The following is a 25,051-nucleotide window of genomic DNA, read 5'->3' on the forward strand; positions in this document are numbered from 1 at the left end:
TAGACGGAGACGACTACGCCCATCTACTCCCCCGCGCTACGCCTCGGGGAATGAAATCAGGGGGGATGCTTATTTAACGCAATTGCAACAGAGTGCCAGAACTCGCAAAAAAGCACGTTGCGTTCAGTCCGGCCCGAGCAACCTCGCGCTCGGCCGGAAAACAAGAATAAGGCAAGTACACAAAGAGGTAACACCTGATGAATCGTCGACTCTTTATGCGCGGCTCGCTCGCCGCTTCCGTCGTCGCCGCGACTCTGGGGCTGTCTGCGCCCGCCCAGGCCGAGATTGAATCCGGCAAACTGCTGGTGTGGATCAACGGCGACAAGGGCTACGACGGCCTCCAGCAAGTGGGGGACTGGTTTACCGAGGAGACCGGCATTCCGGTTGAGGTTGCCCACCCCGACAACGCCACCGACAAGTTCCAGCAGTCCGCAGCCACCGGCAACGGGCCGGACATCTTCATCTGGGCCCACGACCGGTTCGGTGAGTGGGCCCAGAGTGGCATCATTTCCGAGATCAAACCGTCGGGACAGGTCATCGACGCCCATTACGGCTTCACCTGGGACGCGGTCACGGTCGACGGCAAGAAGTACGGCTACCCCATGGCGGTCGAGTCGATCGGTCTGATCTACAACAAGGACCTGCTGCCGGAGCCGCCCACCGCGTTCGAGGACATCCCGGCGGTGCACCGGAAACTGGCGGAAGACGGCAAGCGGGCCATCCTCTGGGACTACAACAACACCTACTTCACCTGGCCGATGCTGGCGGCCGCCGGCGGCTACATCTTCGGTGAGGCCGAGGACGGTTCGGTCAACGTCAAAGACACCGGTGTGAATACCGAGGGCGCCATCAAGGGCGCGCAGGCCCTGACCAGGCTGATCGAGGAGGGCGTCATGCCCCGCGGCGCCGACTACAGCGCCATGGAGTCCAGCTTCAACAAGGGCGAGACCGCCATGATGATCAGCGGGCCCTGGGCCTGGGGCAATCTGGAGAAAAGCGGCATCAATTTTGGCGTGACCACGCTGCCAACCGTTGCCGGCGAGCCCAGCAAAACCATGGTGGGCGTGATGGCCGCCACCCTCAATGCCGCCAGCCCGAACAAGGATCTGGCGGTGGAATTCCTCGAGAATTACGCGCTGTCGGTCAAGGGGCTGAAAATGGTGAACGCCGACGTTCCCCTGGGCGCAGTGGCCAACAAGGCCTACATGGAGGAGTTGGCGGAAAACCCCCACATCAAGGCCACGTTCGACAACGCCCAGCTGGGTGAACCCATGCCGAATGTGCCGGCCATGGGCGCGTTCTGGTCCGCCATGGCGCCGGCCCTGCAGAACATCACCTCCGGGCGACAGCCCGCCGACGAGGCCCTGGACGCCGCGGCCGAGCGCATCACCCGGTAATCCCTCCAGACGATAACCCGCCGTCGCCCGAAGGGCGGCGGCACTCCTTGGGCTGACTACAATGATAACGGAAACCCTGTCCACTCCCCGATTTGAAAGCCGACACTTCATGTTCCGACAGTTGCTGAAGTGGGGCGCACTTGCCGCACTGGTGGGTATGGCCCTCTACCTGATCCTCGCCCTCTACGCCCAGCGCGAGTTCGTGTTTGCCATGCTGTTCCTGGTGCTCACGGCTGCGGCGGTGGTGGTGTTCATCCATAAACGGCTGTACGCCCACCGCTACATTTTTCCCGCGATCGCCGGCATGGGCCTGTTCGTGATCTTTCCGCTGCTGTACACCATCGGCATCGGGTTCACCAATTACAGTGCCAGCAATCTGTTGAGTTTCGAGCAGGTTCAGGACAACCTGCTGGGCCGCACCTACCAATCCGAGGCGGTGCGGTACGGCTACCAGTTGTACCGCACCGACGCCGGTTACGTGGTGTACCTGGAAGGCGAGCACCAGAATCTGACGTCGGCGCCGCTGGAATTGGAGCAGGGCGAGACCTCGGCGCCGGTCCTGCCGGTGTCCGGCCAGCCCCAGGGTGAGCCCCTGGGCATTCGCGACATCATCCAGCTACGCGACCAGCTGTCCCGGTTGACGCTGATCACCGAGGACGGCCGCGAGCTCAGTCAGGCCAGCCTGCGCTCCTTTGCCGCCATTCATCCCCAGTTCAGTCAGCATGACAACGGCAGCCTGACCGACAACCAGACCGGCACCACCTACTTCCCCGACCACGAGACCGGCTTCTACCGCAGCGCCGATGGCGATACCCTGGCGCCGGGCTGGACCGTCAACATTGGCTGGGACAACTACCTGAAAGTGGTCAGCGACCCGACCATCCGTGGCCCGTTCTTCCAGATCTTTGTCTGGACCCTGGCGTTTGCGGTGGCCACCGTGGTCTTCACCCTGGCGCTCGGCCTGGTCCTGGCCAACCTGCTGCAGTGGGAGCAGATCCGCGGCAAGGGCTTCTACCGCACCATGCTGATCCTGCCGTACGCGGTCCCGGCGTTCATCTCCATCCTGGTGTTCAAGGGCCTGTTCAACCAGAACTTCGGTGAGATCAACCTGGTGCTGGAGGGACTGTTTGGCCTTCGTCCCGACTGGTTCAGCGACCCGGCCCTGGCCCGCACCATGATCCTGATCGTCAACACCTGGCTGGGCTATCCGTACATGATGCTGCTGTGCATGGGCCTGCTGCAGGCCATTCCCCGGGACCTGTACGAGGCTTCGGCGATGGATGGCGCCGGGCCGATCAGCAACCTGTTCAACATCACCCTGCCGTTGATCATCAAGCCGCTGATGCCCCTGCTGATTGCCAGCTTTGCGTTCAACTTCAACAACTTTGTTCTGATTGCGCTGCTCACCGGGGGCGCCCCGGACATCATCGGCGCGAGCACACCGGCAGGCACCACCGACCTGTTGGTCAGCTACACCTATCGGATTGCATTCCAGGATTCCGGGCAGAATTTTGGCCTGGCGGCCGCCATCGCCACTGCGATTTTCCTGGTGGTGGGTGCGCTCTCACTGGTCAACCTGAAACTGTCCAAGATCAAGGTATAAGGAGCTTCCCATGGCGATGGTTCAACCTCGTTCCACCAAGTACCGCGTGCTGGCTTCCCACCTTGGCTTGCTGGCGTTTATCGCGATCGTCCTGTTTCCGCTGCTGATGGTGATCTCCATCTCCTTCCGCAGCGGTAACTTCGCCTCGGGCAGCCTGCTACCCGAGAACCCATCCCTGGAGCACTGGTACCTGGCGCTGGGCCTGCCCTACACCGGCGAGGATGGCGTAACCACCCAGCCGCCGTTCCCGGTTCTGCTGTGGCTGTGGAACTCCATCAAGGTGGCGGTGGTGTCGTCGGTGCTGATCCTGGCGCTGTCCACCACCAGTGCCTATGCCTTCGCGCGCATGCGCTTCGCCGGCAAGGGCGCGGTGCTGAAATCCATGCTCATCTTCCAGATGTTCCCGCCAGTGCTGTCCCTGGTGGCGCTCTACGCCCTGTTCGATCAGATCGGCAATCACGTCAGTTGGCTCGGCCTGAACACCCACGGTGCGGTGATCGTCGCCTCCCTCGGCGGCATGGCACTGCACATCTGGACCATCAAGGGCTATTTCGATTCCATCGACCGGTCCCTGGAGGAGGCGGCCATCGTTGACGGCGCCACCACCTGGCAGGCGTTCCGCTACATCCTGCTACCGCTGTCGGTGCCGATCCTGGTGGTGGTGTTCATCCTCGCGTTCATCATGACCATCATGGAGTATCCGATGGCGTCGGTGCTGCTGGTGGATACCGACAAGCTGACGCTGGCGGTGGGCGCGCAACAGTACCTGTACGAGCAGAACTATCTGTGGGGCGACTTCGCCGCGGCCGCGGTGCTGTCGGGTCTGCCCATCACCTTGATCTTCCTGTACTGCCAGAAGTGGATCGTTGGCGGCCTGACCGCCGGCGGGGTGAAGGGCTGAGCCGGTCTCGGCCAGCCCTTCCGTTGAATCCCAAATCGTCCCAGACCGGGGTGGAAGATCCCACGCCCGGTCCCTCCGCGACAATGGTGTCTTCCGGTGTGATCTTTCGCGAACCGGTCAGATTCATCCCCCCACTGACCGGGCTTTTTTTCTCTCCTAAGAGTTCTTCACACCATTTTTGGTTGAAGCAGCCGGTAGGCTTGGCCATATCAGTGCCTGGTTCGCCTTATCTGCGCCAATCGCGTCAGCCAGTCCCCGTTCTGGGCCTTCCGGCAGGCTTCCTCACTATCGTATTGAAGGCAGGCTGAAATAAGTTGGGAGTCGATACCGGTTTGCTCAAGAGCGACCCGGGTCAATGTCCGCATACGTTGGTCGTCGCCATTGGCCAGTGCCCGATCGAGGTTCGCTTGGGTGTCGAAGATCCAAGTAACCCGCAGCCCAGCCGGGAATTCGTGGTTGCCGTTGTCGTGAGTAAGCCAGCTAAAACCGGGTATCTCTGCCTTGGCGGTCTCGCAGGCGTCGGTCAAGCATGCGACAAGTTGACGCTCTAACTGTTGCTGTTTACGTTTTGGGCTAACCATGGCTGATCTCCTCTTCAGGCTTGGGCGAAAGCAAAAAGTGCCCATCGGCTATTGTGGTTTAGTAGGAGCGGCTTTCTCAATCTGGAATTCTCATGGATGGCTTTCTCACAGGATGGGGGCAATCTCTGTCTGCAAGTCGCTATGGGCCAAGCTATGTCTAGAGAGTGACAGGCTAACTTATGGCATAGTCCCCGCTCGCTGCAGCTCATCATCACACTCACGCTTTAGGAGTCTCTATGCAAAAGCGAACGCCCCGGGGGATGTCCATGATGGTCGAGACTGTCGACGACCTTGCCAGGTTGGCCGACTATTCGTTCATGGACCAGCTCAACTGTGACCCTGATGGGAGAGCCGATGGGGCTGACCACGCGCCAAGACAGGTTTTTTCGGGTCACTATGTTCCGGTCAAACCCACGCCCATCGAAAATCCTGAATACGTTGCGCATGGGAAAACTCTGTTTAACGAACTGGGCCTCGCCGACAGTCTGGCCCAGTCGGACGACTTTACCCGCATGTTCTCTGGAGACCTATCGCGTGTTCCGGAACCCATTCGAAAAGCCGGGTGGGCGTGTGGCTACGCGCTTTCAATTTACGGTAACGAGTACACACGCCAATGCCCGTTTCAAACCGGCAATGGTTATGGCGACGGTCGCGCCATTTCGGTGCTTGAAGTTGTAGCCAATAACCAGCGCTGGGAAATGCAGCTGAAGGGAGGAGGGCGCACACCTTACTGCCGCGGAGGAGACGGCCGAGCAGTTCTGCGGTCCAGTGTTCGGGAGTTCCTGGCGCAGGAGCATATGCACGCTCTGGGTGTGCCAACATCGCGGTCGCTGAGTCTGTACGTCTCGACAACCGAGAGGGTTAGGCGCCCATGGTACTCGGAAGGCTCACGATCAACGGATCCCGATGTTCTTGTATCTGAGCCGGTTGCCATATCGACCCGCGTTGCGCCGTCGTTTATTCGGGTAGGGCAGCTTGAGCTCTTTAGTCGCAGAGCCCGCAAGCAGGAACACCCGCAGGCGATGGAGGAGCTTGAGAAAATTGTCTTGCACCTGATTGATCGGGAGTACAGCGAGGTTATCGATCAGACATTGGCCACCCCAGAAAAAGTGGTGATGCTGGCACAGGCGTTTCGCCGCCGACTGACGTCGCTTGTGGCGAACTGGGTCCGTGTTGGGTATTGCCAGGGGAACTTCAACAGTGACAACTGCGCAGCCGGCGGTTATACGCTCGACTATGGCCCCTTTGGATTCTGCGATGTATTTGATCCGCGGTACCAGCCGTGGACTGGCGGCGGGCATCACTACGCATTCCTCAACCAACCGGCGGCAGCCGATCGCAACTTCTACTCGTTTTGTACCGCCTTGCGGCCGCTGTTGGCGGCGCATCCGGGCTGCCTGCGTCAACTCGACGAGATTCAAGGTGACTTCCCGCAGGTGATGCAAGACGAAATGGAGAAAATGTGGGCGGCGAAACTTGGCCTTGACGCTTTTGATGCAGAGTTGTTCAGCGAGTTAGCAACGCTGATGATGCAAACACCCGTTGATTACACCATGTTCTTCAGGGAACTCTCGTCGGTGCCCGACGACATTGAGGGACTCAAGAAAAGCTTCTACGAGGGGCGAACCTATGCTGCAGATCCAGAAGGGCTGGACAAGCGATGGTCGGCATGGCTCACACAATGGAAATCGTGCATTCGACCCGGCGCCCGTGAAGAGTTGTCTCATCAGATGAAAGGGGTCAATCCGAAGTACAGCCTGAGAGAATGGTTCGTTGTGCCTGCCTATCAGCAAGCCGCAGAGGGGAACTACACATTGTTGAGAGAGCTGCAGGAGGTCATGACGCAGCCGTACGCTGAGCAATCGAGAGATATTGAAGACAAATACTATCGGCTCAAGCCGCCAGAGCTCTTCGATCTTGGTGGCTCTTCACATTACAGTTGCTCGTCGTGAACTCTTTTTCAGTAAAACCTAAAAAAGGTCTAGATTTAAAACCAGTCTGCCGTTGGGGGATTCGTTGACAAAGAATGGTTATGGGCGAAGCTGAGGCCGTGAGACGCAGCGACAATCGGGCGCCGTTTATTGTTGGCGCTAAAACCGAATCTGAAGATTCGCTTTGGGACCGGCCGAGGCGTCTCCAATTAAACAAAAGCGGACATTCGCCTTGCGTCTTCTGAGCCTGTTTTTCCCTCCTGAGAAAGACCGAAATCCACTTTTTCTCGATCTCAATGATTCGAACCACAGACCTGGTTTCGAGTGGCCAATTAGGAGGGCAAACATGCGTGCGTATAATGAAAATCGCTCGAAATCGGGCAACGTCCTGTCAGCTCACGCTCTTCTGGAGAGTGCTGAGACCGATACCGCATCATTGCGCGGAATAACCCCGACGAGTGAACAGGCTTTGCGCTCGGATATCGTCGTTTCCGACAGGCTCAAGTCTCCCTTGTCGTACTGCAGCGGGCAGTCCTTCTTGATATTTGCTTTCAGCTCCGCTTGTATGTTGCTCGCAATGGCTCCCCACTCGTCAACGGGCATAAACTCCGGGAACAGAGCCACGAGCTTCTTTTGACCACGCGCATAGCCAGAAAAAATGGAACCATCATCACTTTCCTGCCGTTACAGATAGTGTAAGAACAAAAACAAGGAGATGTAACAATGAGGAAGGTTATTCTACTTTCAGCTCTATGCAGTCTATCGTTCGTTTCTCAAGCCTTTGAGCTAAAAGGGGGCGGAACCTATCTCTGAGCTGGAGGCTCAGGGATTCGTGGCGTCTGTCGATACTATTGAGATGGCACCAGAGTATTTGAACTGGGTGACTTCTTACTATGCTGTTACTTTATCCGGTAAACAAGAGGACGGTTCTTGTCTTAACAACCTCAGTGTAGAACTAGGAAATGACGAGTTGGAACCAGGTCAAGCGGTTTCGATGGTAGAGTTAGCCACAGACAATTCAAGATGTATTTCACTTCTAAAAGTTGGTATTACTGAGATTGATTCAGAGTCAGCAGAAATCCTATCAGACACGTCACCAACAGAGTCGACATTGATTGAGAGGACGGTTAATGTTGAAAATGGTGAGTCTGAGACACGATTTATACATTCCGAAAATGGCGAGGTGACCAGCACCTCTGAAAATTCAGGAAAGCACCAAGTTGGTATTTACACTTCATATACCGATGGTAATGCCGCGATTATAAGATGGCTACCACGTGAGATTGAAGTTAGTGCAGTACTAGCCGATCTAAAATATCCCCTTGATTGGTGTGATAACGGCGGAACTGCCGAAGCATATTTGGGAGACTACCCATTTATCCCCTCTGGGTGGCTAACAACTTCATCCGTTCTTAACGGATGGTATGGATTCAGCGCGAACTGTTACTCAAGCCCCCGAGAGTTGACTGTTGGATTTTCTGAAGTGATCCATGAAAATGACGTCTTTCCTACATGCGCAGAGCCGATTGAGATACTCAGAAAGCCTCAAATCATTACTGGCCGAAGCGATGGGACTAAGTCCTTCGACCTTCTTATGGCCAAGAGAGGGCCGTCGGAAATGTGCGGGGACTGGTTAGTAAGGTATATTACTCATGTTTACGAAGGGAACTATGATTACTCTAAAACTACATACCTGGATCACATCGTAGAATCGAATTGATTATGCTCACTGGCCACCGCTCAACCAATGCCGTTTACAAAAAAGCCTATATCGCAGCGATGCTGTGTGTGCCACTTTTTGTGATGGGGTGGCCAGTACTATCAAACAACCGCACTTATATGATTGCGTGGTTAGGGTTTTTCGGTTATCTGATCTTTTTTGTAATTTCCCTTTTAGCTCTACCTTTCTTAAAGGAGAAGGCGATAAAAATATTTATTGGACTTTCTCCATTTATATACTTAATAATACAGCCATTTGGCAGACCATTGTATCTTACGCTGACTGGCCACTTTGATCTTGCAAAAAACTCGATTTACCCATTTTACGGGTATGTATTAGTATATGGGGTTATTTATCTAGTGCTAGGTTATCTTTTTATTGCTACTGCTTGGTTGCTATGGCGTTGGATTTTTAGAAAGTTTATACCCCGTTCAAATTCCAATTAGTATGCCAGCCAGGGTTTGGCGCCTAGTGTTCCGTCCGGGTAATTATTTAGCGTTAACATGCTATGATCCAAGCTGTTATTCACGAGCTTGGAGACTCTGTTTTGGTCCTGAATGCTGGTGAATCTCCCAAAGACGTGGCTGAGCGACTCGAAACCATCACGCCCACGGTCTTCAAGTGGCGTAATCAGTTACACTGACCCTAGCCCCGTATTAGGTCCATCCAGAGTTGGAAAAATCCGGCTCCTGAATCAGTTATTCCAAGTCTAAGAGCGGAGGCAAACTCCAGAGGTGTCTGATACCCCAAGGATGAATGCGGACGCTGCTCATTGTAGTCCAATCGCCAATTGCTGATTTTCTCCCGGGTTCTAACCCGTTACTGCGGACATTCCTGAAAAGAGGCTGAATTTCTCCAAGGGAAAACGTTGGTCTATCCGCCTGACTGTTCGCTTTGCGACCAGCCCGAGCTAAACAGAAGCAAACATTAGTTAGCGCGTTTTATAGATCCAAGTCGCAATTACAAAGCGGACCTTTATGCTGCTCCGAAACGACTAAGTGAGAGTAGTCTGGTAAGAACGGCCGGTGCAGTCAGTCACTGGAAACCAGAGAAGCTTTTGTATCGCAGACCTCAAAATGGGTGGCGCAGTCTTGTGCTCAAAAGGGATATAAAAAAGCTAGAAAACGATCTCTTGTGTCGTTATCAGTCTTTTCCGGTTCTCGATTGTCGAGGACAGTGTCTCTCGTTCAGGTGCGGCACGAAACGGGCGGTGAGTCCATACTTTTCCAGAATCCGACAAATTTGGCCGTTTGCCTGGATTTGCTCGAAACCACGGTCGAACGCTTCGGCGATCGCTTTAGATCGGTCAGGCGTTTTTGGGGAGAGTGCCAGGTAACCACGATGGAGCTGTGGAAGACAGCCAGCGTTGATCAGGTCCTCATCATCCCTCTCAAATTCAAACAACAACCGATCATCAAGGAGCGCATCATTGCGTTCCATTTTTACCAGTCTGCGCATTCGATCGGGAATATTCTCGCCTCGAAGAAGCGTTACGCTTTGCTCTAAATTCGCGGAAATGTAGGCGTCAAGCATTTGGCCATAGGTATACCCTGACGTGGCAACGAAGTGGATGTTGCCAAGTGACTCGAGATCCGAATAACGCCACGTCTCATCCTGCGAAACGTAAAAACAGTACTCGGTGGATGAGACAGCATGCTTAGGAAAAATAAAGTCGGAGGCCTCCCCCTTGAAGGTTGGCACTGTGGCATCGATTCGGCCTTCACGAACCTCGTAGAGCGCGCGTTCATACGGCGAATTCTGATAGGTAACTTTGTGCCCACCTGAAGCCAGGGCGGTACGAGCAATTTCCACTGCGGCTCCCCAGCGCGGCTCGTTTTTGTCACAAGCATATGGGCACCAAAACGCTGGAGCGGCGATAGAGACATTCAGTCCTACTTTGGCTTGGGGCTCTGACCAGCTAGGTTCAGCTGAAAATGCACCGTACATCCAAATCAGACATGCCGCAGCCAGTGCTTTCAACCCGGCGTTTCCTCGAAAGGTGCTTGGATTCCACATTGATCGGCGACCCCAAACGGAATGAACTGACTCCGACAGTTTTCCGCATTGCTCAAAATCGAGTCAACGCAATACTTTTCAGCGTTCGAATCCGAGGGCTCACATCAGTGTGATTGGTAAATCCGAGGTCCAGAAGAGGTGTTTCCTATAGTGATTGCGAATGTTCGCTTTGCGACCAGTCCGTTCTGCTGAGTTCTCGTCTACACGTGGTTTGAGCGGGCCACTAAAGGGAACTCTCGTCGGCAATTGTGCGAATAATCTTGCACGGATTGCCGGCGGCGAAAACATCCTCCGGGATGTCTTTGGTCACGACACTGCCCGCCCCAATCACCGAACGAGAACCAATTTTCACCCCCGGACAAATGATTGCCCCGCCGCCAATCCAGACGTCTGAACCAATCTCTATGGGTTTTGCAAACTCCTGCTCTCTTCGCAGCTTCGCATCGAAAGGGTGGGTGGCTGTATAGATCTGCACCGCCGGACCAAACAGCGTATTGTTGCCGACCTGCACTCGGGCCACGTCCAGCACAACACAGTTGAAATTAAAGAACACGCTCTCACCAAGCTCAATGTTGGTGCCGTAATCGCAGAAGAAAGGCGGTTGGATCCAGACGGTATCGCTGCCCTTGCCAATCAGTTGGTTCAGGATGGTCCGGCGCGTCTCTTCGTCCGCTTCGCGGGTTACGTTGAGGTCTTGGCAGAGGTTCCTTGCACGATTGCGCGCAAGGACGAGATCCGGGTCGAGAGGGTTGTACAGCTCGCCGTTTAGCATTCTGTTCCATTCGGTAGGCAAATCGCTTCCCCCTCTGAGTTTCCAAGAAGATCAGACTTGATCATCGCCTTACCAGTTGTAGCTCAGTTTACTTTTTCTCAGGCAGGAAAAAGGGGGCTTGGCCCCCTTGATCACAGCGTGAGATCGAATCAGAAGTCCAGGCATGGCTCCTGGTACAAACGCGGGCAGGCGGTACCGTCAGCGCGGAACAAATGGCACTTGTTGGCGTTCAGGCCCAGGGTCATGGCCGCGCCTTCCTGAACCGGGTTGCCGCCGTCGGTGCGCATGGTCAGAACCCCGTCCACCTGGTCCACTTCCAGGTGGACCAGGGTCTGGTAGCCCAGCCGCTCGACCACCTGCACCTCGCCCTGCAGGTACATGTCCGCCTCCTCACTGTCGCGCAGGTGTTCCGGGCGCACGCCCAGAGTCACCGTCTCGCCGTCTGACAGGTTGGCGCCGTTCACCGGCAGCTCAAGGCGGTGGTCGCCGGCGAGCCGGACGGTCACTTTCTGGCTGCTGGCGGCTTCTACCTGGCACTGGATGAAGTTCATCTTGGGCGAGCCAATGAAGCCGGCGACGAACTGGGTGGCCGGGTAATGGTAGAGCTCCATGGGCTTGCCCACCTGGGCGATGGCGCCGCCGTCCAGGGCGACGATCTTGTCGGCCATGGTCATGGCTTCCACCTGATCGTGGGTGACGTAGATCATGGTGGCGCCCAGGCGCTTGTGCAGCTTGGAAATCTCGATGCGCATCTGGACCCGCAGCGAGGCGTCCAGGTTCGACAGGGGTTCGTCGAACAGGAACACCGCCGGCTCGCGCACGATGGTGCGGCCGATGGCGACCCGCTGACGCTGGCCACCGGACAGGTCCTTGGGCTTGCGTGCCAGCAGCTTGTCCAGTTGCAGCAGGTTGGCGGCGTCTTGCACCCGGCGGTCGATCTCGGCCTTCTGGGTCTTGGCGAGTTTCAGCCCGAACGCCATGTTCTCGGCAACGTCCATGTGCGGGTAGAGGGCATAGGACTGGAACACCATGCCCACTTCCCGTTCCTTGGGGGGCAGGTTGTTGACCCGGTCGTTGCCGATGTACATGTCGCCGGAAGTGATTTCCTCCAGCCCGGCGATCATCCGTAACAGGGTGGATTTGCCGCACCCGGAGGGGCCGACAAACACCACGAATTCGCCGTCCTGAATGTCCAGGTTCACATTGCGGGTCACCTGGGTCTCATCGTAGCTTTTGCAGATATTGCGTAGGGTAACGCTGGCCATAACTGGACTCTTCTTGTTGGGTCTGTTGGATCTCAGAGCCGGGCGATGTCGACACCCCAGGGCTCCAGGTTCAGAGTGGTGCCCTGCCACTGACCGCCGACAAAGTCGGGCGCGTCAGCAACCGGGGTGCCGGCCATGGGCAAGTCGATGCGGGCGGCGTGATCGCTCAGGTTCAGGGCCACCAACAACCGCTCCCCGTTCAGGCTGCGGGTGAAGACGAGGGTGTCGTCCGGGCTCTCGAGGAAGTCGATGTCGCCTTTGAGCAGCACTTCCTGGTGTTTGCGCCAGCCCAGGAACGCCTGGTAGGCCGCCAACACCGAGTCCTCTCGCTGCTGTTGCACCGATACGGCCGCAGTCAGGTGTTCATCATAAACCGGCAGCCAGGGGCGTGCATTCGAGAAGCCGGCGTGAGCAAGCGTCGGGTCCCAGGCCATGGGCGTGCGACAGCCGTCGCGTCCCTTGTATTCCGGCCAGAAGTTAATGCCGTAGGGGTCGACCAGGTCTTCGTACCGCAACTCGGCCTCGGTCAGGCCCAGCTCCTCGCCCTGGTAGAGGCAGACGCTGCCCCTGAGGGTCAGCAGCATGGCCATGTAGGCCTTCAACTGCTGGTCCGAACCGGCCTGCCAGCGGCTGGCGACCCGGGCCACGTCGTGATTGCCGATGGCCCAGCAGGGCCAGCCATCGGTGAGCTTGTCCTCGATGGTGCGCACGGTGTTCTCGAAGAAGGCGGCGCCATGCTCCTCGGTCAGCAGGTCGAAGGAGTAGGCCATGTGCAGCTTGTCGCCGCCCCGGGTGTAATCGGCCATGGTCTGCAGCGAATGGTCATCGCCGATCTCGCCGACCGTGGTGGTGCCCGGGTATTCATTCAGCAGGGCCCGCAGGCGCTGCAGGAACGCCAGGTTCTCGGGCTGGGTCTTGTCGTACTTGTGATACTGGTAGGCGTAGGGATTCTCCTTGCGCACGCCGATCGAGCCCTCGGCCACGGCGTTGCTGGCCGGGTTATCCCGCAGCTTGGGATCGTGGAAGCAGAAGTTGACCGCGTCCAGGCGGAACCCGTCCACGCCCCGGTCCAGCCAGAACCGGACGTCGGCCAGCATCTGGTCCTGGACCTCGGGGTTGTGGAAGTTCAGGTCGGGCTGGCTGGCTAGAAAGTTATGCAGGTAATACTGTTTGCGGCGGCTGTCCCAGGCCCAGGCCGGCCCGCCAAACACCGACAGCCAGTTGTTCGGCGGCGTGCCGTCCGGCTTCGGGTCGGCCCAGACGTACCAGTCGGCCTTGGCGTTGCTGCGGTCGGCGCGGCTCTCCTTGAACCAGGCGTGCTGGTCCGAGGAGTGGCTCAGTACCTGGTCGATCATGATCCTCAGGCCGCGTCGGTGCGCCTGCGCCACCAGTTCGTCGAAATCCTCCAGGGTGCCGAAGATCGGATCCACGCCCCGGTAGTCGGCCACGTCGTAACCGAAGTCGTTCATGGGCGAGGTAAAAAACGGCGACAGCCAGATGGCGTCGACGTTCAGGCTGGCGATGTAGTCCAGCTTGGCGGTCACGCCGGGCAGGTCGCCGATGCCGTCGCCGTTCGAGTCGTAAAAACTGCGTGGATAAACTTGGTAGATGACGGCGCCGCGCCACCAGTCCGGATTATTGTTCATGCTGCCTCACTTGGTTTCCGGTGGTGAAAGGGTGGTTCACTCCATACTGGGATGAACCTGGCCAGGGGGCATCCTCCTGCCCGAGTTTTTGCTGGCGTAGTCCGGGGGAGGAGGGGGCGTAGCCGGGCGGAGGGCCCGGGCCCGGTTCCACTCCGGGGCACACTCCAGGGTCCAGGAAGTGCCGGATGATCGGTCACGCACGCTTTTGGTGCGCGGTCTGGTTGTCCGGTAATCAGTGCGCCTGTTTCCGGTGCGCTGGCTGCGGCCGCCGGCCCCAGGAACACCGCCCCGGGGCGGCCTGAACCTTGCAAGCGACCTCTTCTGATCCGATGCGACCGACGCGCCTTGAGGCGACGCGGCGCCGATGTACGGTCTGGAGGTGTAGACGATGACCCTGAAAAGCGATGCCATGAAACTGACCAGCGCGGAGCGCAGCTGGCTGCCGGTCTGGGGGGCTACGGGAAAACTGGCCATGGGCTGGTCCTGTTTCCTGAACCGCGGCATGTACCAAACCAACGAACAGATTTTCGAGAGCATCGCGCGGACCCGGCGCGACGCCCTGATTGCCTGGGCCGAACACAAGTGGTCGTTCCTGGAGTCCCTGGCCGGCCGGCTTGACGGGCAGGATGAGGACGCCGTTCGCGAACTGGTGCAGTCCGCCGCCGGGCGGCTGCGGGAGATTTCCGAACTGTTTGTGATCGGTGACGACGGCTCGGTGCTGGAGTCCTCGGCCAGCGGCCGCCGGGGCCAGCGCGACCTGCCGGCCAAGGCGGTGGAAACCGGTCTGCAGTCCCGTTTGCTGCACGGCCCGTATCGTGACCCGGTCACCCAGGGCCTGGGCGCCACCACCTCCCGTTTCCACGACGCCGTCACCCTGATGTTCTACCAGCCCCTGCGTCTGGCCGACGACCGCCCGGCGGCGCTGTGCGCGCGGATTCCGAACGACGTCATGAGTGACCTGATCCAGCGCGAAGCCGGCCACGTGTTCGAGGAATCCGGCGACAACTACCTGTTCATGATCGACAGCACCTTCGATCCCAGTATCCGCACCGGCACTGCGCTGTCCCGGTCCCGGTTCGAGGACGCCACCTTCAGCCACGGCGACAACCTGAAGGACGGCATTCGCACCGGTTTTGGCACCGTGGGCGTGCGCGAGCACACCGAATTCGAGATCCGCTTTACCGATCCGGCCACCGGTCAGCTGCACCCCGGGGTGCGGGAAACCATCGCCCGGGGTGAGAACCTCTATGTGAAGTACCCGGGCTACTCCGATTACCGGCACATTCCGGTGATCGGCAAGGGCGTAACCTTCCAGATGCCCGGGTCACCGGACCGCTGGGGCATGATGTGCGAGGGCGATCTGGAGGAGGTCTACCGGCGCCGATCCATCTCCTGGCGCCTGTCGGCCCGCCTGACTCTGCTGGTGGGGTTGCTGTGGGCCATCAATTTTGCCCTGGCCTGGAGTGGCGTGCCGCTCTGGCTCGAGGGCACAGTCAACGGGTTGGCGGCCCTGGCCCTGGTGGCGCTGTTCCGGGTGTCCTCGACCCGCCCGCTGTCGGAAAAACTGGGGGCCATGGCGGATGTCATCCGCAATATTGCCGAGGGCGGTGGCAATCTGCGCCAGCGCATGGATCTGGCGCGCATGCGCCGGGATGAAACCGGTGACCTGGGGCGCTGGATCAACAGTTTCATCGACAGCCTGGACGGCATGGTCGGCCAGGTGATCAGTCTGGCCAACGATTCCCGACAGGCCAGTGACCAGCTGATGACCCAGAACCGGCTGGCGGACGAGCGCATTCGCGAGGTGCTGAATCACATCGACGACATGCTGCGCGGCGCCGCCGAGCAGGGCAATGAAATCCGCAACGCCTCCACCACGGCCCAGGAAATGCGCTCGAGCATGGAGGAAGTGGTGGAGCGGGCGCGGGCCCAGTTTGCCCGGGTCAGCCAGGAAACCCAGAGCATCCGTGACGTGGTCAACCGGTCGGCGGAAGGCATTCGGGCCGCCAACGACCGCACCGAGGAAATCAGCAAGACCGCGCTGGTGATCAACGACATTGCCGCACAAACCAACCTGCTGGCGCTCAACGCCGCCATCGAAGCCGCTCGCGCCGGCGAGTCCGGGCGTGGCTTTGCCGTGGTGGCGGACGAGGTCCGTCAACTGGCCAGCCGCACGTCCCAGGCGACCAAGGACATCGGGGAGCGGCTGGCGGGCGTGCAGGAGGAAACCCGGCGCGCGGTCATCACCATGGAAGAGGGCATGACGGAAATGGAAGAGCGGCTGGCCAAGGCCGAAGCCGCCGCCGACGACAATTCGGCGCTGCATCACATGGTGGAAAAGCTGTTCCGGGCCATCTCCGGCATTGAGGACACCAACCACCAGCAGAGTGCCCAGACCTCGGGTGTGGCAGAGAGCGCCTCGGTGATGAACGGGGTGATCGAGCAACTGACCCTGAGTTCGGAGCGGACCCAGGCCTCGGCCAACAAGCTGCAGCGCTTGACCGGTCAGTTCCAGGTGTCGGCGGAAGTGGCCTGAGCCCGGGTGGCGGGCTCAGGCCCGCAATTACCTCGGGCGGGTCAGGGCGATCAGCACGCTGACCACACCGGAACCGACCAGGGCGCCCACGAAGGGCATCAGGGTCGGAATACTGCCCGGGAAACTGGCGGCCTCAAGACCGGCCAGGACCGAGCCGCCGGCAATCCAGCCGGGCAGGATGGCGCCGACCAGGCCGGCCAGCCCGCCCAGGATGGCGGCGGTGGTGGTCATGCGGGACCAGAGCCCCAGCAGCACCGGCAGGACGGCGGTGGCGCACAGCAGATCCGCGATCAGGAACAGCCGCAACACCGAAATGCCCTGAAGCGCCACCAGAACCACCGGCACCATCAGCGCGACGGTGATCCAGCGCGCCGCGCTCAGACTGAGGCCGCGTTTTTCCGTCACCGCCAGAGAGGCCAGGGCATTCTGCAGGGTGTCCACCGAGGACGCCACCAGGGTAATGGCCAGCACCAGGGCCGGCAGTGCGAGCCAGGCCGGCGCCTCGTTCAGCAGGGCAAAAAACGGGATGGGCGGGTTGCCCAGGTCGGTGCCACTGAGCGCGGCCAGGATGCCAAGGCCGCCCACCAGCGCCACCACGATGACCGTAATCACGCCCCCCAGCATCGCGCCCCGGCTCAGGCTGCCGGTGTCCCGCGCCGACCAGAGCCGCTGCCAGTAGCCCTGATGGAACAGATTGGCGGCGGTGACCGCAATCACCAGGGTCAGCGCCACGCTGAGGGCACTGGCGGCAGGCACCTCCGGCAGCCGCGCCGCGGACAGTTCCGGCAGTTGGCCAAAACCAACGAAACCGACAATGGCCAACAGGCCGATCAACAGGAAGGCCTGCCACTGGTCGGTGACAATGCTGGCCCGCAGCCCACCCCAGGCGGTGTAGATCAGCGTGGTGATGGCGACGCCCAGCACCACCAGATTACCGTTGATGCCCGAGAGCATGGCGGTGATGGCGCCAATGGCGGTCAGCTCGGCGGTGAGAAAACACAGCATGTAGAGCACGGAAATCAGCGACACATAGTGCCGTACCCGGTTGCCGTAACAGGCCTGGGCGAACTCGCCGATGCTGCGGCCCTCCGGCAGGAAACGGCGGATGGCCGGCCCGCAGAAGGCAAACACCAGGAACGGCAGGGCGGCGCCCAGGGCGTAGCCGGCCAGGGCGATGGGGCCAACCAGGGCGCCCACTTCCGGCGGCGCGAACAGAATCCAGCCGCCCATGCCCGAGGCCAGGAAGGACAGTCCGAGGGCGCGGGCGCCCTGGCTGTTGCGGGCCGTGACATAGTCGTCCAGGCCGCCATCCGCCAGTCGGGCGCGCAGCCCCAGCCAGGTGAAAACAAGCAGTGCTGCGGCCAGGGCCGCCACTGTGGTGTAGATCATGGGTTGGTCTCCGCCGGTGACAGGGCTGGCAATAGTGCCATATCGAGGGCCAGACGGCGACCGGCGGGCACCCTCGTGCCGCCCCAGATAAATTAGACGGGCATCGGCGCCGAGACCGGCTTATGCTTGAAGAATAAGCCGGAATGGCTGTGCGAACGGGCCAATCGCTCGAAGGAGGCGTCGAATGACGAATCGCAAAGCAGAACTTGAGACCCTGCGGGCAGATTTGAAAGCCAGACTGACCCGCTTTGAAGCCCATCAACACCGGGAGGACGGTGCCCTGGACAAGGATTTCGAGGAACAGGCCACCCAGACTCAGAACGACGAAGTGGTCGACTCGCTGGAGACCGAGACCCGCGAGGAGTTGGCTCAGATCGAACGGGCCCTGGAGCGCATCGAACATGGCCTGGGCGATGAGTGCGAGGCCTGCGGCGAGGCCATCGATCCCCGTCGCCTGCAGGTTCTGCCTTACACCACCCTGTGCGTGGACTGCGCCGGCGAATGACGGTCGCCTGGCTGAGACGTCCGTCTCAACAAAAAGGCAGCAAACATTTCGGGTGACGGATAGACTGGTTTGGCATAACAACAACAAAACCGGAGATCGTCGCCATGAACCGTTACGACACCTTGATCCTGGGTGGCCGCTATTTCGATGGCACCGGCGCCCCTTCGCGCATCGCCCACGTCGCCATCAGCGATGGCAAGATCGCCCGCGTGTTCAATTCCGAGCCGGATCCGTCGCTTGCCGACCGGGTGATTGACGCCAGCGGCTGCTGGGTAACGCCCGGATTTCTGGACACCCACACCCATTACGACGCCGAGCTGATCGTCTCGCCGTCACTGTCCGAATCGGTTCGTCACGGGGTCACCACGGTGCTGATCGGCAGCTGTTCCCTGAGCATGGTTTGTGCCGAGGCTGAGGATGCCTCCGACATCTTCACCCGGGTCGAAACCGTGCCCCGGGACAAGGTGCTGCCGATCCTGCGTGAGCACAAGGCCTGGCGCACTCCGGCCGGCTGGTTGAATTTTATCCGCCAGCACCCCCTGGGGCCGAACGTGATCAGTTTTCTCGGCCACAGTGACCTGCGGGTGGCGGTCATGGGATTGCACCGGTCCACCGACCGGTCGGTCAGCCCCACGGCCGAGGAAATGCACCGCATGGAGCAACTGCTGGAGGAGGCGCTGCAGGTGGGGTTTCTGGGCCTGTCGACCATGTGCCTGAAGTGGGACAAGGTCGATGGCGACCGCGAATGGTCCAAGAGCCTGCCCAGCACCTACGCCCGCTGGCGCGAGGTCAGCCGCCTGAATCGCCTGTTGCGCCGGTACGGTCGGGTGCACCAGGGCGCGCCCAACGCCGCCAACCCGCTGCAGGTGACCCAGTATCTGCGGGAGACCCTGGGCTGGTTCCGCAAGCCCCTGAAAACCACCCTGATTGCCATGATCGACCTGAAGGGCAATCCCACGGTCCGGCCCATGGCCAACCTGGTGGGCTGGATCGCCAACGCCTTGCGCGGCAACTTTCGCTGGCAGCTACTGCCGACCCCCTTCGCGATCTACGCCGACGGCATGGACATCGTGCTGTTCGAGGAGTTCGGGGCCGGTGAAATGGCCCTGGATGTGCGCGATCAGTTGGAGCGCAACGAACTGCTGCAAGACGAGGGCTACCGCCGCACCTTTCGGAAGTTCTACAAGGAGAAGCTGTCGCCCCGGGTGTGGCAGCGGGATTTCGGCGATGCCATTGTCCTCGACTGCCCGGACCGGAGCCTGGTCGGACGCAATTTCGCCGAGCTGGCGTCCGAGCGTGGCGTCCATGTGGTGGATTTCTTCCTGGACATGGTGGTGGCCCACGGTCGGGCGCTGCGCTGGTTTACGGTCATCGGCAACCACCGGGAAGACCGCCTGCGACGGATGGTAAAAAGCCCCCACGCCCTGATCACTTTTTCCGACGCCGGTGCCCACATCCGCAACATGGCCTTCTACAACCTGCCGCTGCGGTTCCTCAAACTGGTGCTGGACAGTGAGCGGGCTGGCAAACCGGTGATGTCCCTGGAGCGGGCGGTGCATCGCGTCACCGGCGAGCAGGCCGACTGGCTGGGGATTGACGCCGGCCATATCCGCGAGGGTGACCGGGCCGATGTCACGGTGCTGGATCCGGCCGGGCTGGCGCAGGACCTCGAACAGGTGCACTGGGCGGAGATGGAGAATTTTGACCTGCAACGCATGGTCAATCGGGTGCCGGGTTGTGTAAAACACGTGCTGATCAATGGCCGGGCCGCGGTCACTGACGAACAACTGACGCCCGAACTCGGAACGGTGACGGGCTTTGGTCAATTCTTGCCAGCGACGAGAGGCGGATCGTGACCACCATCGCTTCTACCAAACCCATGCCGGCGCTGTCCGGCACCATCCTGGCCCATCATTCACCCTGAATCTTGCTCAACAGATCCTTGGCCAGTTCGATGGCTTCGGAGCGGTGGCTGATGTTCTGCTTCTGGTACAGGCTGCGGATGTGGGTTTTCACCGTGGTTGAGGCAACCTTCAGGTGCTCGGCGATCTGGTCGTTGGAGAGGCCGGCGTGGATCAGACTGAGGATCTGCCACTCCCGACGGGTCAGGGGCGAGGTGCGGATCAGCTCGGGCACGTCCGGCCGATCGATGATGTCCTGAATGATGGCTTCGTCCAGGGAGATCCGGATGGCCCGGCTGAAATCCCGCTGTTGCTGGGCCAACTGGATCAGTCGCTCGGCCCGCTGCAGCTCCATGCCTGCCAGGGTGCCCTCGTTGATCAGCGCCTTGAGCATGACAATGAGCACCTTGCCCAGACGCAGGAAACTGCCGACCGCGCCGGTGGTGCTGGCGAGCTCGAGCGCCTGGGTCAGTTGCGCCAGGGCCGGCTCCCGCTGTTCCTGCTGCCAGTACAGGTAGGCCAGGCTGATGTGGTTGCGGTTCAGGTCGGTGTTCAGACCCAACTGCCGGGCAACCCGGACCAGGGACTCCAGCAGGGGCTGGGCGTCGGCCCAACGGCCCAGGCTCATCAGGGCCCGGGCCCGGTTCCGGCCGTTGCACTGGTAAAAGTGGTTGGTGGCGGCGTCCGGATCGCACTCGGGCGCCACGGTAAGCCAACGCTGGATGGCTTCCTGGTCGCGCACCGCATCCCAGTAGGACAGCATGGTGGCGTGGGCATTGGCGACCCAGTCTAGGTGGTAGTCACCGGCGGCCAGCATCTTCTGGATCTTGCCGATGTAGTCGGCACACAGGGACTGCCGGCCCCGGGCCTGGGCCACCTTGGCGAGGGTCGTGTAGCTCTGCACGTACCAGCGTTCGCCCTGGGCCTCGAGAATTTCAATGCCCTGCAGGGCGCAGCGTTCGGCGCTTTCCAGGTGGTGCCACTCCCACATGATCTGGCTGCGGATACGGAACAGGAACTCAAGGATCGGCAGGTGGTTGAGCTGGTTCTCCTCGGCGTACTGGAAGGCCCGTTCCTGCACGTTGTAGGCCTTTTGCAGCAGGCCCATGGCAACACTGATTTCACTCTGCTGGCACAGCGCCCAGAGCACGTTCTGGTGTGCCTGGTGGGCGCGGGCCAGGTGCTCGGTGTCCTGCATCCGCGCCATCGCTTCCTCCAGCTCACCGCGCACAAACAGCGCCTCGCCAATGACCGACGCCGCCGCCACCCGGGAGGTGGGCAGGTAGCGCGCCTCCTGCTCGATGGCCTCGCGGGCCAGGGCCAGGGCCCGGTCGCCGTCACCGTAATTCATCGCGACCTGGGCTCGAATGGCACTGAATTCACCGTGCACCGCCTTCTGGGTGTCCTCGCTCAGGGACGCCTGCAGCCGGGTCTCGGCCGCGGATAGCCAGTTCTCGACTTCGTCAAAACGGTACTGGCCCTGGGCGACCCAGGCCCGGAGCAGGGTCAGGGTCGGGTCCTCGGCAATCTGGTCCTGGGCCAAGGCGTCCAGGCAGCGTTGCAGCAGGCTGAACTGGCCCTCGGTGAAGAACTTGCGGCCGTGCAGGCGCAGCACCTGGTTGATCCGGTCCGGATCATCCGCGGCCACGGCGTGCCGGGCCGCTTCCTCGGCGTGGTCCAGCTCGAGCCAGGCGTCGGCGGCGCGCTGGTGCAGTTCGCGCCGGTTTTCCTCGGTGGTGCAGGTCAGCAGATGGCGCAGGTACACCGAAAACAGCGGCTGGTAGCGGAACCACAAGGCCGAGGCATCGACCGGGGCGATGAACAGCCCCATGGACAGCAGGCTGCTCAAGAGCGCCTGACCGTCGGTGTCATCCATGACCCGCATCACCAGGCCGGCATTGAAGCGGTCCAGGATGCTGGTGCGCAGCAGGAACCGGCGTTGCTGATCGGTCAGGGTCTGGCCCACCAGTTCGTCGAAGTAATCGAAGATGTGCTGATTGCCCACCTCCAGCTGGTCGACAAACTCATTGAAATCAGTGCTGGTGGCCGCCGACGCGGACAACAGCTGCAGCGCCGAGATCCAGCCTTCCACCCGACGCACGGCGCGTTCGATGCTTTCCCGCGACACCTCGAAGGGTAACCGCCGCTCCAGGTAGGCCTGGGCTTCGTCGGCCGCGAACGCGAGGTCCCGGCTGGTGATCTCGGTCATCCGGCCCTGCATCCGAAGCTGGGCGACGCCGATGGGGGGCAGGGTCCGGGTCACCAGCACCAGCCGCAGGCTGGCCGGCAGGTGCCGGAGCAGGAAGCGCAGGGCGCCGTGGATGTCCGGGTTGTCGATCAGGTGGTAGTCATCCAGCACCAGCATCAGGGGCGAGTCCCAGGATTCGAGCTCAGCCAGCAGGCTTGTCAGCAAAGCTTCCAGGGAGTCAAAACCTGCCGTCTGCAGGGTGTTCAGGGTCGCCGCACAGCCACCGGCGGTGGCCCGGTCCAGGCTGTGGACCAGGTAGCCGCCAAACTGGCTGAGCTGGTTGTCGCTGGCCTCCAGCCGGTACCAGGCTGCCGCCAGATTGAGCGCGTCCAGGCGTTCGGCCACGGTCGTGGTCTTGCCGTAGCCGGCCGGCGCATGCACCAACAGCAACTTGACGGCGTCCAGGTCCTGGAGCCCGTCGGTGAACCGCTCCCGGGGCAGCAGGGCGGGCGGAGCCTCGGGGGCGGTGATCTTGGCGGAAATAAAGGTAAGGGGTCCTGGCTTGAGTGTTGTTGTCATCAGGATCTGCATCTGGAAGTGGAGAGCTCATCCGCGTTGATACCGGCTTTGGCAATGGGCGTCAACTTTTGGCCCCGGGCCGCCAAGCCTTGAACCAGTTCTCAGAAGGGTTTTTGGCCGCGACTCCGCGCCGACAGATTTGAGGCACAGTTATCTTTTAGGGCCGGGGCTTTTCTGTATCTTACCGTAACAACGTGTAACCCGATCAGTGTCATAGCCAATAAAAACAGGAACTTCGTCTGACATGCTGCTGGTGCTCGCCGGATCCATTCTCACCTTCACGATAGCGCAGGAAGCCACGGTGGTGGAGCCTATCGACAAGGGCACGATCGTCATCGAGCAGGATGTTGACGCCGGACCGGTGTTGTTGCGTTCCGATGTCCGGGTTGAGCCGCTGGTCGAGCAGAAGTACCGCAACATCGTGCGTCAGGCCTACGACTACAGTTGCGGCAGCGCGGCGCTGACCACGGTGTTGAACTTCTACCTTGGCCGCAACCTGTCCGAACGTCAGGTCATGGAAGGGTTGCTCCATTACGGGGAAAGCGAGCGGATCGTCGAGCGACGCGCGTTCTCGATGCTCGACATGAAACGGCTGGTGACGGCCCTCGGTTACCCCTCCGGCGGTTTCCGCGCCACCATCGACGACCTCAGGGATCTCGACCACCCCGCCATCGTGCCCATCCAACACGCCGGTTTTAAGCACTTCGTGGTACTGCGAACCATACGGGACGGCCGGGCCTACCTGGCTGACCCCGCGGTGGGCAACATCTCGTTTCCCGTGGCCGAATTCGAGGAGAAGTGGGACGACAACGTGCTGTTCATTGTCTTCCCCGGCAGCGACACGCCACTGGACAACTTGGAACTGAAAGAGGAAGACCTGCGCTTCGTGGACGACCAGACCATGACCCTGTTTGCGCTCGACCGCATTCCGGAATTTCACGAGGCGACCGCCAGACGCATCCAGAACGTGCTGGAGCGGCAGAAGAACAATCCCGACGGCAGTGTGGAAAACACCCGAAAACAATTGCACTACCGTCGCCACTAATTTTCCGGGTCAGTTCCGGACCAGGACACGACAAATAGAATAAGGGAGTCAGGATGAATCGTTGGTTTGTGCGAGGCGTTATCCTTGTTTCCACGGCAGGACTGCTTCCGGGCATGGCCCTGGCGCAGGAGGGAAGTGTGGACCAGGCGCGGGAAGCCCTCGCCAAGCAGGAAGGCGACGAGGATTCCTCGCGCCAGCTCGAGCAGGTGTTCCAGGCGGCGGAGAAGAACTATTCGCTGCAGAAGAAAGGCACCCACGCCTTGACCTACTCCTTCGACTATTCCTACACCGCCGACCAGCGGGTGGATCTGGCGATCACCGATGGCTCGGTGCGCAACCTGGATGTGGTGCCGTCCGCCACCCACAGCTTCACCAACGCCTTCTCCTACGACTACGGCCTGCTCAACAACCTGACCGTCGGTACCCGGGTGCCGCTGGTGGTGAAGTACGACTCCCAGGACGAACTCACCGTCTACGATTTCGGCGACATTTCCTTCACCGGCCGCTGGCAGCCGTTTGCCTATGTCCCCGGCAAGATGTCGACCACCCTGTTCAGCACCTTCACCACCAAAACCGGGGTCAGTCCCTACGAAATCGACATCAACGAGCAGCTGTCCACCGGCAGCGGTTACTACTCACTGTCCGGTGGTGTCAGCCTGTCGAAGGTACTGGACCCGGTGGTGGTGTTCGGCTCCGTCAGTGCCACCTACAACCTGCCGGTGGATGACCTGGACCAGGTTCGGGGTGCCCGCCGGCTGGTGGAGGTTGACCCCGGATTCGGCCTGTCCGGCTCGGCCGGCTTTGCCTACTCCCTGTCTTACGACATCTCCCTGAGCATTTCCGCCCAGCTCAGCTACAACGACGAAACCATCCTGACCTTCAGCGATGGCAGTGAAGCGGTCGCCCAGGACCAGATGACCGGGTTTCTCAGCATGTCGCTCGGTACCCGCGTCAGCGACACCACCATCGTGAACACCAGCCTTGGTATCGGCCTGACCGAGGATGCCCCGGACTTTTCCCTGGGTGTGTCCCTGCCCATTAATTTCTCCGGCCTGAAAGAGTGATTGGCGCCGTCG

The 25,051-nt window shown here is 60.3% G+C and carries 19 protein-coding genes and 1 pseudogene; 11 read left to right on the forward strand and 9 right to left on the reverse strand.

Translation table 11 applies throughout. The annotated features are described in order from the left end of the window. Positions 1-197 precede the first annotated feature (197 nt). The 3 genes from malE (at position 198) to malG (ending at position 3,901) form a co-directional block, all read left to right on the forward strand. The gene (malE, locus tag U5822_RS13505) at positions 198-1,397 is read left to right on the forward strand and encodes a maltose/maltodextrin ABC transporter substrate-binding protein MalE (protein WP_322856137.1); all 1,200 of its coding nucleotides are present in this window, start codon (positions 198-200) and stop codon (positions 1,395-1,397) included. Between the two features lie 61 nt (positions 1,398-1,458). Beyond that, positions 1,459-3,000: a maltose ABC transporter permease MalF gene (gene malF / locus U5822_RS13510; protein ID WP_322856138.1), complete on the forward strand. Its 1,542-nt coding sequence runs from the start codon at positions 1,459-1,461 to the stop codon at positions 2,998-3,000. 10 nt (positions 3,001-3,010) lie between these two features. Further along, positions 3,011-3,901 (forward strand): maltose ABC transporter permease MalG, encoded by an 891-nt coding sequence (malG, locus tag U5822_RS13515; protein WP_322856139.1) that lies wholly within the window; start codon positions 3,011-3,013, stop codon positions 3,899-3,901. A 209-nt stretch (positions 3,902-4,110) separates the two neighbouring features. Here the strand turns inward: malG and U5822_RS13520 are convergent, their stop codons facing one another. Beyond that, entirely contained in the window at positions 4,111-4,482 is a 372-nt protein-coding gene (locus U5822_RS13520; protein ID WP_322856140.1) for a hypothetical protein, read from the reverse strand. A gap of 236 nt (positions 4,483-4,718) precedes the next feature. Between U5822_RS13520 and U5822_RS13525 the strand changes: the two genes are divergently transcribed. Beyond that, complete coding sequence (locus U5822_RS13525; protein WP_322856141.1) at positions 4,719-6,434, forward strand: protein adenylyltransferase SelO; 1,716 nt, start codon at positions 4,719-4,721, stop codon at positions 6,432-6,434. Positions 6,435-6,809: 375 nt separating this feature from the next. On the opposite strand, the gene U5822_RS13530 is transcribed toward U5822_RS13525, so the two are convergent. Further along, entirely contained in the window at positions 6,810-7,037 is a 228-nt protein-coding gene (locus tag U5822_RS13530) for a hypothetical protein (protein ID WP_322856142.1), read from the reverse strand. 208 nt (positions 7,038-7,245) lie between these two features. On the opposite strand from U5822_RS13530, the gene U5822_RS13535 reads away from it, so the two are divergent. After that, positions 7,246-8,133: a hypothetical protein gene (locus tag U5822_RS13535; RefSeq protein ID WP_322856143.1), complete on the forward strand. Its 888-nt coding sequence runs from the start codon at positions 7,246-7,248 to the stop codon at positions 8,131-8,133. 2 nt (positions 8,134-8,135) lie between these two features. Further along, a complete protein-coding gene (locus U5822_RS13540) occupies positions 8,136-8,579 on the forward strand; it encodes a hypothetical protein (RefSeq protein ID WP_322856144.1) in 444 nt (147 codons plus the stop codon). Between the two features lie 199 nt (positions 8,580-8,778). Here U5822_RS13540 and U5822_RS13545 read toward each other — a convergent pair. The 5 genes and pseudogenes from U5822_RS13545 to U5822_RS13565 all read right to left on the reverse strand — a co-directional run. Next, positions 8,779-8,949: pseudogene (locus U5822_RS13545) on the reverse strand (integrase core domain-containing protein); the annotation flags it as partial. 327 nt (positions 8,950-9,276) lie between these two features. Further along, the gene (locus U5822_RS13550) at positions 9,277-10,113 is read right to left on the reverse strand and encodes a substrate-binding periplasmic protein (protein ID WP_322856145.1); all 837 of its coding nucleotides are present in this window, start codon (positions 10,111-10,113) and stop codon (positions 9,277-9,279) included. A gap of 259 nt (positions 10,114-10,372) precedes the next feature. Next, a complete protein-coding gene (locus tag U5822_RS13555; protein WP_322856146.1) occupies positions 10,373-10,942 on the reverse strand; it encodes a sugar O-acetyltransferase in 570 nt (189 codons plus the stop codon). A gap of 128 nt (positions 10,943-11,070) precedes the next feature. Continuing rightward, a complete protein-coding gene (malK, locus tag U5822_RS13560; RefSeq protein WP_322856147.1) occupies positions 11,071-12,186 on the reverse strand; it encodes a maltose/maltodextrin ABC transporter ATP-binding protein MalK in 1,116 nt (371 codons plus the stop codon). A 32-nt stretch (positions 12,187-12,218) separates the two neighbouring features. After that, positions 12,219-13,832, reverse strand: a complete 1,614-nt coding sequence (locus U5822_RS13565; protein WP_322856148.1) for an alpha-glucosidase family protein — start codon at positions 13,830-13,832, stop codon at positions 12,219-12,221. Positions 13,833-14,220: 388 nt separating this feature from the next. Here U5822_RS13565 and U5822_RS13570 point away from each other — a divergent pair, with 388 nt between their 5' ends. Next, on the forward strand, positions 14,221-16,368 hold the full coding sequence (locus tag U5822_RS13570; RefSeq protein WP_322856149.1) for a methyl-accepting chemotaxis protein: 2,148 nt from the start codon (positions 14,221-14,223) through the stop codon (positions 16,366-16,368). A gap of 27 nt (positions 16,369-16,395) precedes the next feature. On the opposite strand, the gene U5822_RS13575 is transcribed toward U5822_RS13570, so the two are convergent. Further along, positions 16,396-17,757, reverse strand: a complete 1,362-nt coding sequence (locus U5822_RS13575; protein ID WP_322856150.1) for a sodium:solute symporter family transporter — start codon at positions 17,755-17,757, stop codon at positions 16,396-16,398. A gap of 184 nt (positions 17,758-17,941) precedes the next feature. Here U5822_RS13575 and U5822_RS13580 point away from each other — a divergent pair, with 184 nt between their 5' ends. Further along, the gene (locus U5822_RS13580) at positions 17,942-18,262 is read left to right on the forward strand and encodes a TraR/DksA family transcriptional regulator (RefSeq protein ID WP_322856151.1); all 321 of its coding nucleotides are present in this window, start codon (positions 17,942-17,944) and stop codon (positions 18,260-18,262) included. Positions 18,263-18,366: 104 nt separating this feature from the next. Next, positions 18,367-20,118, forward strand: coding sequence for an N-acyl-D-amino-acid deacylase family protein (locus tag U5822_RS13585; RefSeq protein ID WP_322856152.1), 1,752 nt, complete (start codon positions 18,367-18,369; stop codon positions 20,116-20,118). Between the two features lie 55 nt (positions 20,119-20,173). Here U5822_RS13585 and malT read toward each other — a convergent pair whose 3' ends face one another. Next, positions 20,174-22,930, reverse strand: a complete 2,757-nt coding sequence (gene malT / locus U5822_RS13590) for an HTH-type transcriptional regulator MalT (RefSeq protein ID WP_322856153.1) — start codon at positions 22,928-22,930, stop codon at positions 20,174-20,176. 244 nt (positions 22,931-23,174) lie between these two features. On the opposite strand from malT, the gene U5822_RS13595 reads away from it, so the two are divergent. Continuing rightward, a complete protein-coding gene (locus tag U5822_RS13595; protein ID WP_322856154.1) occupies positions 23,175-23,975 on the forward strand; it encodes a C39 family peptidase in 801 nt (266 codons plus the stop codon). A gap of 113 nt (positions 23,976-24,088) precedes the next feature. Beyond that, complete coding sequence (locus U5822_RS13600) at positions 24,089-25,039, forward strand: transporter (protein WP_322856155.1); 951 nt, start codon at positions 24,089-24,091, stop codon at positions 25,037-25,039. The last annotated feature ends 12 nt before the right edge of the window (positions 25,040-25,051 follow it).

It is taken from the genome of Marinobacter qingdaonensis, assembly GCF_034555935.1.
Classification (GTDB): Bacteria; Pseudomonadota; Gammaproteobacteria; order Pseudomonadales; family Oleiphilaceae; genus Marinobacter; species Marinobacter qingdaonensis.